The 17,492-nt window shown below is 66.0% G+C and carries 9 protein-coding genes; 5 read left to right on the top strand and 4 right to left on the bottom strand.

Features of this window, described 5'->3' with window-relative positions; translation table 11 throughout:
• Positions 1-514: 514 nt before the first annotated feature.
• Genes ACLQ24_RS17240 through ACLQ24_RS17255 form a run of 4 tightly spaced genes read left to right on the top strand, consistent with a single transcriptional unit; the run spans position 515 to position 6,970 of the window.
• Complete coding sequence (locus tag ACLQ24_RS17240) at positions 515-2,458, top strand: type I restriction-modification system subunit M (protein ID WP_425892746.1); 1,944 nt, start codon at positions 515-517, stop codon at positions 2,456-2,458.
• The gene (locus tag ACLQ24_RS17245) at positions 2,455-3,654 is read left to right on the top strand and encodes a restriction endonuclease subunit S (RefSeq protein WP_425892747.1); all 1,200 of its coding nucleotides are present in this window, start codon (positions 2,455-2,457) and stop codon (positions 3,652-3,654) included. The genes ACLQ24_RS17240 and ACLQ24_RS17245 overlap by 4 nt, the downstream gene beginning before the upstream one ends.
• Positions 3,651-6,764, top strand: a complete 3,114-nt coding sequence (locus ACLQ24_RS17250) for a type I restriction endonuclease subunit R (protein ID WP_425892748.1) — start codon at positions 3,651-3,653, stop codon at positions 6,762-6,764. The genes ACLQ24_RS17245 and ACLQ24_RS17250 overlap by 4 nt, the downstream gene beginning before the upstream one ends.
• A 5-nt stretch (positions 6,765-6,769) precedes the next feature.
• Positions 6,770-6,970, top strand: coding sequence for a helix-turn-helix transcriptional regulator (locus ACLQ24_RS17255; RefSeq protein ID WP_396831871.1), 201 nt, complete (start codon positions 6,770-6,772; stop codon positions 6,968-6,970).
• 288 nt (positions 6,971-7,258) lie between these two features.
• Here ACLQ24_RS17255 and ACLQ24_RS17260 read toward each other — a convergent pair whose 3' ends face one another.
• The gene (locus tag ACLQ24_RS17260; protein ID WP_425892749.1) at positions 7,259-7,891 is read right to left on the bottom strand and encodes a ThiF family adenylyltransferase; all 633 of its coding nucleotides are present in this window, start codon (positions 7,889-7,891) and stop codon (positions 7,259-7,261) included.
• Positions 7,892-8,474: 583 nt separating this feature from the next.
• On the opposite strand from ACLQ24_RS17260, the gene ACLQ24_RS17265 reads away from it, so the two are divergent.
• Complete coding sequence (locus ACLQ24_RS17265) at positions 8,475-9,881, top strand: hypothetical protein (RefSeq protein ID WP_425892750.1); 1,407 nt, start codon at positions 8,475-8,477, stop codon at positions 9,879-9,881.
• A 242-nt stretch (positions 9,882-10,123) separates the two neighbouring features.
• On the opposite strand, the gene ACLQ24_RS17270 is transcribed toward ACLQ24_RS17265, so the two are convergent.
• The 3 genes from ACLQ24_RS17270 to ACLQ24_RS17280 are packed head-to-tail and all read right to left on the bottom strand — an operon-like array spanning position 10,124 to position 17,180.
• Positions 10,124-12,811, bottom strand: coding sequence for an RNaseH domain-containing protein (locus tag ACLQ24_RS17270; protein ID WP_425892751.1), 2,688 nt, complete (start codon positions 12,809-12,811; stop codon positions 10,124-10,126).
• Entirely contained in the window at positions 12,808-16,143 is a 3,336-nt protein-coding gene (locus ACLQ24_RS17275) for a hypothetical protein (RefSeq protein WP_425892752.1), read from the bottom strand. Before ACLQ24_RS17275 ends, ACLQ24_RS17270 begins: the two co-directional genes overlap by 4 nt.
• Positions 16,140-17,180 carry a hypothetical protein gene (locus ACLQ24_RS17280; protein WP_425892753.1) on the bottom strand — a complete coding sequence of 347 codons (1,041 nt, stop codon included), beginning with the start codon at positions 17,178-17,180 and terminating at the stop codon, positions 16,140-16,142. Before ACLQ24_RS17280 ends, ACLQ24_RS17275 begins: the two co-directional genes overlap by 4 nt.
• Between the last annotated feature and the right edge of the window lie 312 nt (positions 17,181-17,492).

A 17,492-nucleotide genomic window follows, 5' to 3' on the forward strand; every position in this document is an offset into this window, starting at 1 on the left:
CGCCGTCGACCAGCACGATGGTAGAGACCGACCTCGGCCTCGATTAGCACCAACAACCGCTGCTGGACCTCCTGGCACCGCTGGAGCACCCTGGTGATCCTCGCCCACGCGTTCCTCGCCGTCGCGACCGCCGAGCACCACAACCGCGACCAGCCGGTCGCGCTGATCCCACCTGACCGTCAACGAGCTACGCCACCTGTTCCCCACCCTGATCATCGAACCCATCCGCCGACGCTGCGACCCGCTGCATTGGTCCATCCGCCGACGCCGCCGCCAAGCCAGAGCCATAACCAGCCACTACACCCGACAAGCCCTCATCGAGCCATGATCACAGTCCCCAGCTTGAGTAGGCCTGCTTCCGAGTTGGATAATCCCTGCTCGGTCGTCGCCGATCGGTGTGCCGGGAGCATCCGGGTCGCCTCGGACATGAGGCAGGGTGTCACATCTCTGATACAGCGCTCCGTGTAAAGTCCTTGATGCAAAACACTACCGCGACGATGAGGAACGAGTGCGCATGGCCGAGTCGACAGCATCTAGGAAGACGACGGCGCGGATCGTCTGGGACACGGCCGACAAGTACCTGCGCAACATCGTCGATGAGGAGGACTACGGCGACTACATCCTGCCGTTCACGGTGCTCAGGCGTCTGGAATGCATGCTTGCCGACAGCAAAGACGACGTCATCAAGTATGTCGACGCGTTCTCCGGCCTGCCCCAGCACCTCATCGACATAGCGGTCAAGGACCGGTTCGGTCTCGGCTTCTACAATGTCTCGCCTTTGGACCTGGCGACGATTGCGTCGGTGGACGATAACGTGGACAAGTCCCTCAAGAGCTACATCGACGGCTTCTCAAACAACATCGCTGACATCTGGGTCTCGTTCGACTTCAACCGGCGCGCGAAGGTACTCGCCGACGCCAACCGCCTCCACGCCGTCGTCAAGCACTTTTCCACGCTCGACCTCAGCCCTGGCAGCCTCAGCAACACGGGCATGGGCGACGTCTTCGAGGATGTCATGTACCGGGCCTTCAACAAGAAGGGCAAGGCTGCCGGCAACTTTTACACCCCCCGCGACGCCATCAAGCTGATGGTCGACATCCTGATCGCGAACGACGACGACACCCTTGCTGGGGAGAGCACGGCACGCTCGATCTATGACCCGACGGCTGGCTCTGGAGGCATGCTGCTCATCGCTCAAGAAGCGCTGCGGCGCATGAACGAAACGATCGACGTCACGCTCTACGGGCAGGAGCTCATGCCATCCGCGTACGCCCTCGGCAAGGCGGACCTGCTCATCCAGGGCGGCCGCCCGGACGCGATCAAGCAGGGCAACACCCTCGTTGAGGACCTCTACGCGGAGCAGACCTTCGACTACGTGCTCTCAAACCCTCCGTTCGGCACTGACTGGTCTGCGGACGAGAAGTCGGTGCGTGATCAGGCGAAGACACCTGGCTCCCGATTCAGCCGCGGCCTCCCAAGTACCGCTGACGGCCAGATGCTCTTCCTAGCTCACTGCGCCTCCAAGCTCACCCCTGCGTCAAGGGACGGCCAAGGCGGTCGCGCAGCCGTCGTCTCCAATGCGTCTCCTTTATTCGCAGCCGACAAGGGTCCCAGCGCGATCCGGCAGTGGTTACTCGAAGAGGACCTCATCGACGCGATCGTCTCCCTGCCCGCCGACATGTTCTATGGAACCGGCATCGCGACCTACGTCTGGTTCTTGGATACGAATAAGGACCCTGATCGCCGTGGCAAGATCCAGCTGATCGAGGGATCGGAACACTGGACTCTGCTGCGCAGGCCCATGGGCGAGAAGCGTCGGGAGATGCTCCAGCAGCACCGGGAGATCTTGGTCAAGGCGTACGAAGCCTTCGAGAACGCCGATCCCGCCATCTCGCGCATCCTGACGCCCGAAGATTTTATGTTCCAGGACATCCCGGTCTTCAAGCAGGCGCGGTTGGCAGCACGGTTCAGCGACGAGGCGGTCGAGGCGCTCCGGGCCCGTCGTGAGTTCACCGATGCTCACGTTGAGTTACTTCGATCGCTTGACGGGACGGATTGGAACGAGCTGCCTAAGACCTTCCCGCAGGCTGCGAAGGCGGCAGGTCTGAAGGCTCCGCTGGGCCTGGTCGACGCCGTCATGGAAGCGATGGCCGTGCCCGACGAGTCAGCGCTCCCTGCAGTTGACCGCAAGGGGAGACCAGTCATCGCCGACGGGTGGAAGATCACTGAACGCGTCCCGATGACCGAAGATGTCACAGAGCACATGGAGCGCGAAGTGCTACCGTTTGTCCCAGACGCCCGCTGGGACACGACCAAGGCCAAGCATGGCAACGAGATCGCGTTTAAGCGAGCCTTCTACTCGCCGAAGGAGCCACGTGCTCTCGCGGAGATCGATGCCGATATTTCCCAGCTCATGGGCGAACTCGCCGCCATGTTTGCAGTGGTGCACGAATCATGACGCAGGCGGTGGGTTGGAAGTCAGTTCCCTTCTGGACCCTCTATAAACGTGACAAGAAGACGGGCTTCCCGGCTGAGGAGCTTCTGTCGGTATATCGCGATTACGGAGTGATCAAGAAGTCTGAGCGCAATGACAACTGGAACCGCGCCGGCGAGGACATGTCGGCGTATCAGCTCGTCGAACCTGGCGATCTAGTGCTGAACAAGATGAAGACATGGCAGGGCTCGCTGGGTGTTTCTTCGCTCCGAGGAATCGTCTCCCCGGCGTACTTTGTTTACAAGCCGCAGACGGATGACGATCCGCGCTTTCTCCATTACGCGTTGCGCTCGGTTCACTGCATCGGCTTCTACGCTAGCATCTCGAAGGGCATTCGCCCCAATCAGTGGGATCTGCAACCCGAGATGCTCGATTCTATGCGTGTTTTCTTGCCTGACATCGACACGCAGCGCGAGATCGCAGCCAGCCTTGCGAAGGTCGACAGTATGATCGCGACGCTCGACAAACTTTCCGATGCTCTTCGTCAGCGAACTGCGGACACGGCTGCAGTATTCGGGTTGATCGACGGCTACTCCAGCAAGGTGGAAGGCGCGCGCTCTCCGCTGCAGGGAGTTCCGGAGCACTGGGGGCGCACAAAGTTCGGCTATGACTTTTTCGAGAGCACTGAGAGGAACGGCGCCGACCCGGTCGGCCCGTTGCTCTCGATCTCGGAGTACCGCGGTGTCGAACTGAACACCCGCACCGACGGGCAGCAGGCTTCGTTGGACGTGTCGAACTACCGAGTGGTTCGACCGAACCAACTGGCCGCCAACATGATGTGGCTCAACCATGGTGGACTGGGGGTCTCGTCGCTGATGGGCTACATCAGCCCTGACTACAAGGCCTTCTGGATCTCGCCGCGCTTCTATCCCCGCTACGTCCATCACCTACTACGCAGCCCTCGCTACGTCGATTACTTCGGAACAATCGGCACAGGGGTTCGCCCGAACGCTCAGCGGGTTACAAAGACGGCCCTCGATATGACTCCACTTCCGCTTCCCCCGCTCGAGGAACAGAAGCGGATCGCAGACCAACTCGACGAAGTGACGGCGAGTATCGATCGCATGCTGGACAAGGTCTCTACTCTTCGCCGGCTCCTGATCGAACGGCGAGGAACGCTGATCACCAACATCCTGATCGACCGAGGGGTTAAAGCATGAGCCATGCCCAGCTGATGGAGCGAGAGTTCGAGGAGAACCTTTGCTCCGAGCTGACCGAGCGCGGCTGGCTGTACGAGGACGACGGGAAGCCGACGGGCTGGGACGTCGGCCTCGCGATGGTGCCGGCCGACGTGCTGCACTGGCTCAATACGCAGTACCCGGACGAGTACGAGAAGGCCGTCCCCGGCAACCTGGTCGGTGAGCAGAAGACCGACGCGGAGCGGAGGCTCCTCGAGCACATCACCAAGGAGCTCAGCAAGACCACGAGGATGGACCCGACGACCGGGCACCCGGTCGGCGGTCTGCTCGGCGTGCTGCGCAAGGGCTTCTCATACGCCCAGATCGGCCGTCCAGCCGCGAAGTTCGGCCCGATCATGGCATTCCCGCCGGCTAATCCAAACCTGATCGAGGTCGTCGAGGCGGCCGACTCGGTCCGGCTACGGATCCTGCGTCAGGTGCGGTTCGACACAAAGACCAACGAGAGCATAGACGTCGTGCTCCTCGCCAACGGCCTGCCGGTCGTCACGCTCGAGGTCAAAACCGACAACACGCAGACCGTCAACCACGCGATCCGCCAGTACAAAGAGGACCGCAAGCCGGGGAGGGGCCGTCCGCTGCTCGCGCCGGGCCGCGCGCTCGTGCACTTCGCGGTCTCCAACGACATGGTCTACATGACGACGAAGCTGCAGGGCGGGGACACGGTGTTCTTGCCCTTCAACCAGGGTAATGATGGCCACGAGGGCAACCCACCGTCGGCCACCGGCTCGTCGACTAACTACCTGTGGCGCGAGATCCTCGCCCGCCCGACCTTCATGCGTATCCTCAAGGACTTCGCGCTCTTCGAGCCGGGGAAGCCGGGCAAGAAGGACGAAGGTCGCCTCGTTTTTCCCCGGTTCCACCAGCTGCGTGCCGTCGAGCGCGTGGTCGCCGATATCGAGGCGAACGGCACCGGCAAGCGCTACCTGATCTGGCACTCGGCGGGCTCGGGCAAGACCAAGACGATCGCGTGGCTAAGCCACCGCCTGATCCGCCACATGAGCGCCGACTCGAAGTCGACGTTCGACTCGGTCATCGTTGTCACCGACCGGACGGCCCTCGACGAAAACATCCGCGATGACATGCACCTTGTGCAGTCGAGCAAGGGCCTCGTGGTCGCCGTTGGCGAGAAATCCGGCGCGAAGTCGCCGCAACTGAAGAAGGCACTACTCGACGGCGACCACATCATCACCTGCACTCTGCAGACCTTTCCTGAGGTCATGAAGCTTATCGAAGACACCCAGGAACTGCGTGGCAGGCACTGGGCCGTGATCGCGGACGAGGCGCACTCCTCGCAGTCGGGCTCCACCTCGCGCCAGCTCAAGGAGCTGCTCGCCGATGTCGAGCTGGACGCAGGGGAGGACGACATCGGCGCTGACGATCTCCTGATGGCCAAGGACTCGGCCATCGCGGCCTCCAGCAACATCACCTTCATCGCGCTCACTGCGACCCCGAAGGCGAAGACGCTGCGCCTGTTCGGCACTGAGCGCGACGGCCGCTGGGAGGCCTTCGATACGTACACGATGGCCCAGGCGATCGAGGAGGGCTTCATCCTCGACGTGCTGTCCAACTACTCGACGTACGACATGTTCCTCCGGGTGAAGAGCATTCTTGAGGGCGGGGAGTTGGAGAGCGAGGTCCAGGTCAACACCGGCGAGGCAGTCTCGAGCATCGTCCGTTACGCGAGGCTTCACCCGACCGCGATCGCGCAGAAGGTGCGGGTCGTCGTCGAGCACTTTCGACGCAACGTCATGCACATGCTCGGCGGCGAAGCGAGAGCAATGGTGATCACCAACTCGCGCATGGAAGCGCTGAGCTGGTCGCGGAAGATGGACGCCTACATCGCCGAGAAGGGCTATAGTCTGCACACCCTCACAGCGTTCTCCGGATCTCTCACTGACGAGAACGAAGAAATCGTTACCGAGGTGTCGTTGAACGGCGTCAGCGACGTTGGTCGGGCATTCCGCGAGCAGGGCGTCTACCGCGTCCTCATCGTCGCGAACAAGTTCCAGACCGGTTTCGACGAGCCGCGCCTCATGGCGATGTACGTGGACAAGAAGCTCTCCGGGGTCGCCACCGTGCAGACTCTCTCCAGGCTCAACCGGATCTGCCCCGGCAAGACTGCGCCGATGGTCGTCGACTTCCGCAACACTCCGGCGAGCGTCCAAGAGGACTTCAAGCTCTACTACGCCGACGCGCATGTCGACGGCGACGTCGACCCCAATGCGCTGATCACAGTGGGGGAGCGCCTCGACACAGCCGGGCTCTACACCCATGAGGAGATGAACGCCGTCGCCGACGCCTTCCTCAATGATGCCGGCGGCGAGGCGATCGCTAAGGCCCTGTCGCCGATCAAGAACCGCTGGAGCGGCCAGTGGCGCCAGGCGGTTCTAGCCAAAGACAAGGCGCAGAAGGAGCATCTGGAGTCCTTCCGCGCCGACGTGCTCGCCTACCGCAACGCCTGGCAGTTCCTCAGCCAGATCGTCGACTACCAGGACCCGGAGCTGCACCGTCGAGCGATCCTTGCGACCCTGCTGGTCCGCAACCTCCACATAGATAGTGATGACCGCGACGACAGCTTCCTCGACGGCGTGCAGCTCTCCGGCGTCAAGCTCGTGCCCTCCGCGATCGAGGAGGACCACTCGCTGAGCGAGGGGGACGGCGAAGGCATCCGGCTGCCGAACTTCGACGGCGAGCACAGGGGAGGCGCCGCGCCGAAGCGTGGCCCGCTGGGCGAGGCCATCGACAAGGTCAACGAGATGTTCAAGGCCAAGGGCGTCGACGTGAGCCCCGAGAGCGTCTCGGGCTTCATCACGACGTTTTGGGGCTTCCTCGACGCGAACGAGGAGGCGGTGGCGATGGCAAAGAACAACACCGTCGCGCAGCTCAAGGCGTCTGACGGATTCAGCGGTGCCGTCGGACTCGCCGTGCTGAAGACGGTCAACGAGGCCAATGAGATCCAGTCCTACATGACGGACCCAGCGTTCATCGGGCAGATCACGGACATCGCTGCGGATGCGCTCCACGCCCAGCATCGCTCCGACCCTGACTCGGGCTCTGAGGCCGAGGTGTAAGGGGTATGAACGAGGCGAGCTTCGGCAACATCATTCGGGAGGCCCGCAAGAGGCAGGGATGGTCTCAGGGAGAGCTCGGCGAAAAGTCCGGGGTGTCGCGCCCGACAATCGCGCGCGTCGAGGCGAACAACGACGTCACGACCGCGACCATCGCCAAGATCGCGCGGGCCCTCGGCCTCAAGCTCGAGCTCAGGCAAGAAGGCTGAGCATGAAGGTCGTCGCGAGCACGTTTGAGCGCCGCCGTCGTCAGAGCTCGCGGTAGGGCCGCTCCAACGGCTGCGAAGGAATGGGTTACTGCGCTGGCGGCGGCCGTTGCACTACATGCAGCCGCCCCCCGGAACGATGAACCGGTTGACAGCGTGGATCTCGCCGACGACGCGGTCGTCGTCGTTCACGGGGATCTTGACGCCGATCTGCGTCGTGGGGATCAGGTACTGGTTAGCGGCGGCGTTGACCCACTACCTGGCGGAGTGGCTGTCCGCGGCGAGGAAGATTCAGGCACAGAAGTTCAACGACTGTCGCGCCGTGCTGGTCTCGGCCCGTTCCGCCATCACCGTCAGGCCGATATCTGGGTTCGCCCGACGGGCGTTCCGGACCGCGGGAAGGGTCTTCGACCGGCCGACATAGTCGCGTTCGGCGGCGAGCAGCCGGGGCAGGTTCGTCTCGTTGACGATGTCGTCGTCGATCAGGACAAGGCCGCCGACGCCGAGGCGGGCGAGGAATTCGACGAGGATACTGCCGACCCCGCCGAGGCCGACCACGGCAACCCGCAGGCGGCTGAGGGACTCCTGGCCGAGCTGACCGAAGCGCCTCGCCTGCCGATCGTGCAGGAACTCGGCCGTGCCGGCGCAGGCGGGGCGAGGCCGCAGGCGAATGAGGTTGCCGCTCGGGATGACGACCTCCGCGAGGTCGACGCGGGACCCGTCGGACAACCACAGGTCACCGGCGGCGGCCTGGGCAGTAAGGATCAGTCCGCGGCCGGTGAGCAGACCGATGACGGCGTCGGCCAACGGCATCGCGGTGCCGTTGACGACCGTGGTGACACTGTCGGCAGCAAAGGCGGTGCGGAACACGGGCAGGTCACGGCTGGGAAGCGGGACGCTGCGCTCGCACCGACTGAACCACACGCCGTGGACACCGTCTGCGGCATACCGTTGCTGACGGTGTTCGAACCGGTCCCGGGTCTGCGCGCTCCACTGGACTTCGAAGGCGAACCTGCTGGTCCCTCTGCTGGCCAAAACGTCGACGACCCAACCGTCTTCACGCGCCTCCGGTTCGGCGTCCCATCCGGCTGTTCGAGCGGCCTGCATGATGATGTTCTTGGCGTACGTGCTGACCGGTCTCTGTTGAACCGCAACTCGGCCAGAACCCGAAGCCCCGGCCGGGAGCGCACCGCGTGTGCCACGGCTTCGTAGACATCCCGACACCGGTGTCCACCAGGTTGACGACCACATCGGTCACCATGAACCCTCGGGGAGCCGCGCAGCGCCCACCTCCCTCCCAGCTCAGCCTTGCGGCTTCGGTTGGTGTCAGCGCCTGCGGTTACCACGACGTCGAGTTCGCGCATCGGCTCAATCTTGACGGAAACTGCGCATACCCGCGCCGAGTAACGCATCTACCGCAGCAGCCGCAAGGCGAACGTGATCCGCATCGTCGCAACCGTATGGTGCCTACCAAGACGGCGCACACTCGCGAAGGGCGGTTGACCCGTTGTCGACGTTGATCCAACTGACGGCCGAGCAAGTCGAGCTCGTCCGCTACGGTGTCCTGTCCGATGCCACTTTCCAGCCGATGCCGATGGCGGCGGTCAAGTCGTTCGAGTCGGCACGAGAAGGAACACGGCGCGCTCGCCGTGCACCGGTCCGGAAAGCGGCTGAGCCTCGCCGGCGCATTGACTCCCTAGACCGCGAGGTCGCCGCCGAATACTGGAAGCACCAAACGATCGAGCTGGCCCTGCTGATCGGCAACGTCGACCTGCCCGGGTCGCAGGGCTCCGGATGGGCGGTGGTGGCACTGGCCCGGGCGCACGCGCTCGGCAGGCTCGGCAGCGGGACGACCGGCGTACGCAATCTGGAGATCCGGAATTGGACCGTGCTGGCCACACCAATCCCGGTGGACGCCATCATCAGCGGGCTGCCGGTCAACGAGGCCCACTGGTGGCGGCGGAATCTGCACGCGTCGGCGAGGCCCATCCCGCCCAGCACCGACGAGGCGACTCTTCGCCAGCTGCGGCAACGGATCACCGGCTTCGACGAGATAGTCCGGTCCGTGCTGCTCCCACCCGCACCGGCCGGTGGCGCCGCGGTCGCAGGGCGGCCCGCCCTGCAGGAAGCCCGGGACGCCAACATGACCGCGGCTCGCCTGTTCTCCCCGGACTGGCGCGACCTCGAGCCGGTCCCGCTATCCGACGAGCCGTCAGCCGAGGTGGCGGCTTTCGTCGCAGAGCTGAGGCCGGACGAGAACGACCTGATCCAGGACGACATCATTCCCTTCGAGGGCTGGGAGCAGCATCGGTCGCAGGGCGGCTGGGTGGAGTTTCAGTCCGAGGGGCGCCGGCTGCTGGTTAAAAACATCAACTTCAAGCTGGCTGAAACGCAGACCGGCGCGGACCTGGTCTACTGGCGCAGCGAGCCGGACGCCTTCGTTATCGTGCAGTACAAGGTGCTGGACCGTGACAGTAAAGGACTGATCCACCGGATCAATGGCAACGATCGCCTGCTCGGCCAACTCGAGGCGATGCTGGCCTGCACCCGGCCGGACGGCGTCCCTCCCGCGAAGGTCGCTGACTTTCGGCTGGCCGGTACCAGCGCATTCGTCAAGTTCGCCCATCCGATGACCAAGCTGCATACCGATCATCAGCTGATCGACGGGCATTATCTTCCCGCAGAGCTGGTCCAGCTGATGTATGCGGATCCGGATCTGGGGCGCGACGGCGGCAAGATGCTGCGCTTCCCACCGGAGCGCAGCATCGACCCTGAGACGTTCTCCCGGCTGGTCCGCGACTGCTGGATCGGCACCTCGGGCAAGGCCAGCGCTGCCCTCCACCGGTTTCTACCGGGCCTGCGTGCGATGCCTCCCGCGCACTTGGTCATCGCCTACGATGAACGTCGCCGCTGACGATGCTCTTGCCTCGGGTTCGCGCAGCAGGCCGGCATGTCGGCCGACCGCTCGTCGTAGTCGCCGCGGGCTCGCAAGCTGCCCCGCGAGTCACTCTTGAGGCATAGCCCAGTACGCAGCCGTCCGGACTCCCCGAGTAGCTCAGCCTCAGCCGGAATCTGGCGGTGCACCAACTCGGGAGCCGCCCCCGGTGCCGAAGGGAGGAGCCGTAGCTCCAGCAACCCGCCGATCGGTTGGGCGCCTCACAGGTACTCGTCCGCTAGCGAGCAGAGGTGCAGAACGCCCGGATATTTTGTGGCCTGGTCGGTGTGGGCATGTGCTCTACGCAGCAGTGACACCAGAGTGGCGAGGGCTGCCGGATCGTCGTTGGGCTGTTGGTGGGCGACGCAGATCTCCAGGGGCACCGGGTTCGACGCCTGCACGGAGAAGTTGGTGTGGATGTCGGGGTCGAGCTTCGTGCGGCCGTGTGGAGTTTGCATCTGGTCGGACTTGGGGTTGACGGAGTAGTAGACGCGTTCGCTAGCGCGGAACAATCCGCTGACCCTGGGGTGGTGCTTGTCGAGGTCATTGGCGAAACCGCGGGGGACTTCCATGGTGCTGGAGCGGTCTCGGACGCGGACGATGCGCAGGCCTGGTGTCTTGTCCGGTCCGTTGGTCTCGGGGAGGTCGGCGTCGTCTTCGATGTCGACGCCGGGCAGGATCAGCTGGTCGGGGCGCAGGTGCTTGTCCTGCATCCAGTCCCAGCCCCAGTTCCGGAATCCGGCGGCTCTGACCATGATGATGCGGTCGTGGGTTGCCGAGTCGGCGGTGCCGCCGATGCCCAGGACGTTGACGAGGAAGCCGGCGAGGATCTGCTTCTGTTGCCTGCCAGGGCCGATCCGTCCTTTGCCATCGGCGAGAAGGGCGGGTAGGTCGGCGTAAGGGACGGTGTGAGAAGGGCTGCCATCTGCGCCGGGGAGGTAGGCGGTTGCGGCGCCGTCGGGTTGTTGGCGGATGACGATCGGGATGCAGGTGGGGCCGTCGTGGTGTAGCCAGATCCCGACCTGCTCGATGTCGGGCAGTCCGACGGGCATGTGGTAGGGGCCGAAACGGCCGAGCTGGCGCAGGCAGTCGTTGATGGCGGACGCCACGCGCAGGATGGTGCCGGCCCCGAACCGGGTGCCGGGGTAGGGCTCGGGCTTCTTCCGTTTGGCGTTCTCAGGCCAGGTCTTCGGCTCGGTGAACAGCTGGGCTGGTCGCAGGCACTGCAGGCGCCGATTGGTGCGGGTGAAGGCCTTCTTCAGGCCGGGTTTCGGGTCGATGAGCCGGGCGCGTTGGAAGAAGGCAGCGTCCTGCAGTTCGACGATGGCCCCCAGGCGGTCGGTGCTCCCGCCGAGGACCTCCCTTGCAAGCCGGTTGGTGTGCAGCTGGAGCATGGCGTCGTCGGTCTTCTTCTTGTCCGGGTCGGGTTGGACGCCGACGCCGATCTCGGCGCCGTTGCACAGGCGGACGGTGATGTTGAGGTCACCGTGGAAGCGGACCATGCCGTTATCGGCCGGGTCGGGCTCACGTGCGAGGCCGAAGTGGTGCTCCAGGGTCGCAAGTACGGCCTCGCGAGTGATGTCGCTCTGCGTCCACAGTTCGATGGTGTACGTGGTGTTCGGGTCGAACGCGGCTTTGATCTTTCGGGTGGCGCGGGAGCCGACACGCTCGAGGTCGGGCAGCGGCCGGATTCCGCGCTGGGTGAGGAGGCCGCGCAGCCTGTTGTAGACGTCGACGTGGTCTCCTGGGACCAAGCCGGTGTTGGCGGCGTGAACAAGTGTCTTGGCTCGTCTGGTTTCGTTGCCGTCGGCGTCCATGCTGGGTGTGGCGTCGGCGTCCGCCGCTTGGCTCTTAGTGCCTTCGCTGTACAGGAAGTAGGCGCGGATGGCGCGTTCATCGAGCAGGTCGGCGGCTGCGGCCGGGTCGGCGAGGGTCTTGTGCGGGTCGGGGAACGAGAGTTGGGTGAGCTTCGCGAGGGCGCGGGCGAGGCCAGGGCTCCACTGCCACTGCCCGCCTCCGCCGGGGATCCGCATCTGGCGTGCCGGCGCGGACAGCAGGGTGTGGGGCTCGTCGTCGCGGCCGAGGAAGCCTTGAGGTCCGTGGAGCCAGATGGTGGCCGAGGTGGGGCCTTTGCCTCTTGACGGCACGTAGGCCACGGGCATGAGGGGGAAGCGGCTGATGCTGATGTCGGCGTGGATGCGCGGCACGGGGACGTTGGGTGCCGTCTCCACGTGGAAATCGATCTTGGCGGTGACGAGTCCGGGGCCGGCGCGGTCGTCGTCGGTTCGCTGGGGCGGCCAGAGGACGGCGCTTCGTCGGCCGTCGCTTCTCGGGGGGCCGAGGATGAAGTCGCGCCGGGCCTTGCCGAGCAGGTCGAGTTTCTGGTCGACGACTTCCTTGGCGAGGAACGAGGGCAGCATCTGGTAGACGTGCCGGGCCACCGCGGCGGTGCCGTTCGGGCGGACGGCGTATTCGAGGAGATTGAAGCAGCGGCGGTCAAAGACGAGGTCGGCCGGCTTGAGCATCTGGTACCAGTCGACCTGGTCGGTGATCTCAGTGGTGGCCCAGCTGGCGATCGCGTCGGTGACCACGTACGTGTCGATGCCGGGGAACGCGACGATGAAGTCGTCCGACCTCAGGTCCCAGTTGACGTACATGATCGCCGGGTCGATGCCGCAGAGGAGCTCTTTGAGGCTGCTGGTGGGCAGCGAGTGCCCGGGGCGGCCGAATGGCCTCGCGCGCCATTGCTTGTCGAGTTCGGTGAACCAGGTGGCGGGAATCGCCGCGACGTCGCACTCCACGTTCCAGCGGGTGCCTGGCTCGATGTCGAACGCGAGCAGGCGCAGGTGGTCGCCGGTGGTCCTGCGGGGTGGTTTGGCCGTGTTCTCGCTGGTCTCGGTGTCGGTCACCGGGGGGTCCTCCTCGATCCCAGGGGGTTGTTGGTGCGGACCAGGTGGCCCATCAGGCCCCACACGGCGGTGTTGACGGCGTGCTCTCGCAGGCGGTGCTGGCTCGCGCCGTCGGCGGGCGTGGCCAGCAGTTGTCCAAGGTACTGGTCGGTGGCCACGACGATGCTGGTACGCGCCGTGTCCGCGGTTTTCTCCTCGGGGTCGGCGAGTCGTTCGGCGAAGGCCGCGTCGCACAGCAGCACGGTGGTCGGCTGGTTGCCCCGGATGCTGCGTCCGATGGTCTGGCTCATGGGGACGAGGTTGTTGGCGACGAAGACGCGCCGGTCCTGCGGGTCGAGGGCGCGGAACTGGATGGGGCGGCCGATGGCGTCGAACCAGACCTTGCGAGCGGTGGAGCGGAGTTGCTTCACGAGGCTGCCGACTTCGCCAGGCTCTGCGGCCGGCGGCCGTTGGAGGTGGTCCATGGCCAGCTGGCTCACCAGTGACAGGGGGAAGGCCAGGTCGAAGGGCGGCGGGTGGGAGCGGGTCAGGTAGATGACGGCGCCGAGGGCGGCGGTGTCGTTGGCGTTGAGGATGTTGTAGCCGCGCTGGATCGACATTTCGGCGGCGACGAGGATGTCTTCCTCGCCCGTGCCGAAGCGCCCGACGAGACGGCGTTGGATGCCGCCGACGCCGGGGTCGGCGGCGTCGGGTACGACGATCCGCGCGCTGAGCTGGGGTACTCGGGCGTTGATGTGGTCGCCGACGGTGCGTGCCTCGTCGCCGGAGAGGACCACGAACAGAATCTTGCGCCGGTCTTCGGGCAGCTTCGCCCGCAGCTCGTCGACGAGGCTGCGCGGGCGGCCGTCGACGGGCTGGCACAGCGCGGTGACCAGCATCCGCAGGGCGTCGTGGCGCCGGCTGCCGGTCTTGCCGGACACGAAGATCGGGTCGGCGCCGTTCCTCTGGGCTTTGACTGCCATGTGGGATTGGCGCAGGGCGGTCTCGTCCTCGGGGGGTGGGCGCAGCACGGCGGTGGGCTCGATGGGGATGTGGTAGAACGACGATCCGGGTGCCCAGCTGGTGGCAGAGGTCAGAACGACGTGGGGGCCCTGAACGCCCTCGCAGGCGAGGAGGTCGTGCGCGTGGTGTAGCAGCCACCGGCCGACTCCGTGGACCCACAGCAGTTGCAGCGACGCGCCGCCGTTGCGGCTGTCGGCCCACCGCAGGGCGAGGATGTTGCCCATCGGGGCCTCGGGGACGATCGGCCGGTAGTCGCGTGGCGGCTGGTCGGCCCAGAAGGTTTCCTCGTCGGGCAGTTGCAGATGTTCCCGCACCGATGGGTACATCGTCGTCATGGTGAAGAACGTCGTGGTGATGCGGCCGGCGCAGATGGCTGCCTCGACGACCAGGCGCAGCAGGCCGCGACGCTGGTCGAACCATTCGCGGCGCACATGCCCTGCCTTGATGTTCGGCTCCAGCCACCGGTCGAGCCAGTTGTCGATGGCCAGCGCCACTGCGGCGTCTGTCCGTGGCTGGCGGGTCACCTGGGCGACGACCTCGTCGAGGCTGTGCGGCTGCTCGCTCAGGGGGGTCTCCGCGAATTCCTGCAGCTCGTGGCGGTAGAAGTCGTCGGCGAGGTCCTCGACGCGCTTGTCCCCCTCGCCGCGCGAGGGCAGCCCGAACAGGGTCCGGGCGACGCGGCGCAACAGCGAGTGCGCCGTGAACGGCGCGTCGCCGAGCAACTCCTTCAGCCGCTGCCCGGGCGGCGACAGGGCCAGCCGGTTCAGGACGAAGACCGCGTTCTGGTGGATCTGCAGCTGCGTGTGCCAGCGGTCGACCTCGTCGTCGGCCGCCGGCGCCATGCTCTGGTTGTCCAGGGCGGCGTTGGTGTACTGGACCATCCGGTGCGTCCAGCCCTTGCCCGCGGCCACCAAGGGCTCGGTCTGCACGAACCGGGAGTCCAGCACCTGCTGGACAGCGTCCGCCTCGTCGATGACGAGCAGGTCGGTGTGCGGCTGGAAGGCCTCGAACCAGCGCATGGACGCGTCAGCCGGTTCAGCGCGGCTGGCGATGAGGCACTGCGCGGTGGTGACCCAGACCTGCGCGTTGGCGATCTCGCGGTGAGCCTTCTGCGCCGGGCAGATCGACAGCAGCGGGCAGTCGTAGGCGGCCGGCTCATCTGCCTCGGCGTCGCGGAGCTTGCCGTGGCACGGGAACTCGTTCGGCTCCAGCGGCTTCCAGTCGGGGTTGGCCGAGCGCCGGAAGGGTTCCAGCAGGCAGGAGGCGTTGGCGTAGGCGGCAGCCGGGTCGGCAGGGTTGTCGTCGTCGGGCACGAGGACGGGAGATTCCTCGATCGCGGAGCGCCAGTACCGTGCGGCGTGCTCGGCGCGGTTGCTCCGCCCGATCAGGGGCACGGCGTCGATGCCGATCGACCGGAGGAACGACACCTTGGCGTAGACGTCACCGACCGAGCCCAGGACCATCCCGACCCGGTTGCCGTGCTTCAGCACCCGGTTGACCGCCAACACGTCGGTGAGGGTGGTCTTGCCCGAGTTCATGAGCCCGACGATGTGGGACACGCCGTCGAGGACGAAGGTCTCGGGTCTGTCGACCAGGCCGGGGCCGTTGCGGTCGACGGAGCTGAAGCGCATGTTCTCCGTCAGGCGCTTGTGCCAGTTCCGGTTCGTGATGTGCGGCTTGCCGACGAGCCTGCGGTCGATCTCCCTCGCCGTCTCCAGCAGCTCCTTCTCGAACGACACCGTCCAGGGTTCCCGGGAGCGGCGGGCCATGAGGGGAAGCCGCGCGACGGGCGGGGCCGGCGGCAGCGTCGACGGCAGGTGAATCACCTCGACGCTGTCTCCGACGCGGAACTCGTACCGCCGCCCGGCCGGTGCCGGCGGCCGGGGCGGGGTCAGCCTGTACTGCAGGGGGTCAGCCAGCGCCGCGTCGTACGTCGCCACGCGGTCCTGGCACAGCGCCGAGCCTGCGACGGTGAACACGGTTTTGTCGTTGACCTGCCCGTCCGCGGCGTCCGTGCGGGCGAAGCGCCGCCATTCCTGCGGCACCCGCAGGTAGTGGTTGAGCAGCCTGCGCCAGTAGCCGCGCCGGGCCACGTCACCCATGCGGTGTCGCACCCGCCGGCACTCCGCCACGAGCTCGGGCGGCAGGTCGACGTACCCGGACAGCAGCGGCTGCAGCGCCCCCACTGGCTCGCCCGGGAAGTGCTTTGTCAGGAAGTGCAGCCCCAGCTCGACCCGGCAGAACGCGTCCCGAGCCATCACCGCCTCCGGGAACTGCTCCCGGCGCATCTGCTTCATCAAGCTGTCGCGCCACGACGAGGTTTCTCTCACGCGGCCAACTCCTTCGCCCGCTCCTTGGCCCGAGCCACCAGCTGGTTCTCGTCGATCACGTGCACGCCCGCGACCCGCCCGTCGAGTTCGGCCTCCAAGTCGCTGATGTAACCCGGCTGCACCGCCCGGTGAGCGGGAAGCGCCAGGTACCGCCGGTCACACGCCGGTGCCTGCGGCCAGGTAAATCCCCGGCCCAACAGCCGCGCGCTGACCTGGTCCTTCGCGTCCACGCCCCAGGTCTCGGCAACCTCCGGCACCCCGCCGGCGCCTGGGCGCAGGAACTCGATCAACACGTCCAGCGCGTCGACTCCCGGGTACGGAGTGACCCTGACCGTCGGCGCCAGCGAGTCGACCGACAGCGCGTCGATGATCCGCGCCTCCACTAGGCCCGGGTCGTGGATGTACTTGCGCGTCGCCCGGTGTTGCTCGTAGACCACTGCCGTCGGCACGGCCGTCCACGTCTCCGGTGAACCCCCGGGACAACCCGCGGTCGCGCAACACGCCGAGGCATCGGCCAGCACGTTGCGGCACGATGGGCACAGGATGTACTCCTGCGGCGCCCGGGCGGGCCTCGAGTGGTAGGCGAGGCTGATCAGCCGGTGGACGTGCGTCTGTCCGCTGTTGTCCGTCGCCGGGAAACGCCGCTCAAGGCCGCGAACCTCACGGTCGGCGACGACCGCGTGGTCGATGAGGTAGCGCCGAAGCACCGCGTACGCCTCCCCGATCTCCTCGTCCGAGGAGCCGTTCGCGGCTGCGGCTTCCCGCAGCGCCAGGTGTACCTGGTTCTCGGTCCACTCGGCCTCCACGTCGTGCCGCGCGAGCCGAGAACCCTGCTCCGCGAACTCGGACAGGTCACCGTCGGCCAACAGATTGTTCTGCAGGTCAGTGATCGACAGGTCAAGCTGCACAGGCCACGTCGCCAGCGGCTGCGCACAGAGCTCCAACAGGGCGAGGTCACTGTCGAGCGGCTGCAGAGCCTGGTCGGCGAAGCGCCACCACAGACGCGAGAAGCCCACCCGCCACGGGGCCGGCAACAACCCCGCCTCCTTCGCCGGCCCGCCCGCCGCCTGTCTCCTCCGCTGAACGATGCCGGCCAGTCCAGCGGACAACATCATCACCGTCAGGTAGTCATCATCCGGGGTCCGATCCCGTCCGAGATGCCCGCCAACGATTGGTACTTGAACATGAACGTCCACTGAAGCCGTTCCTCACACCTAATACGGCAGCCGTACTTCGTGATCATGGCTGAGGCGGGCGGGAACAGGACGGCCACCGCGTGATCTTGAGTCTGTTGTGGACAAAACTTCAGATCTTGCGGTGGCCGCGGGTCGCAGCGTAGACCCGCAGCG

The sequence above is a fragment of the Micromonospora sp. DT4 genome, from assembly GCF_049841675.1.
Classification (GTDB): Bacteria; Actinomycetota; Actinomycetes; order Mycobacteriales; family Micromonosporaceae; genus Micromonospora.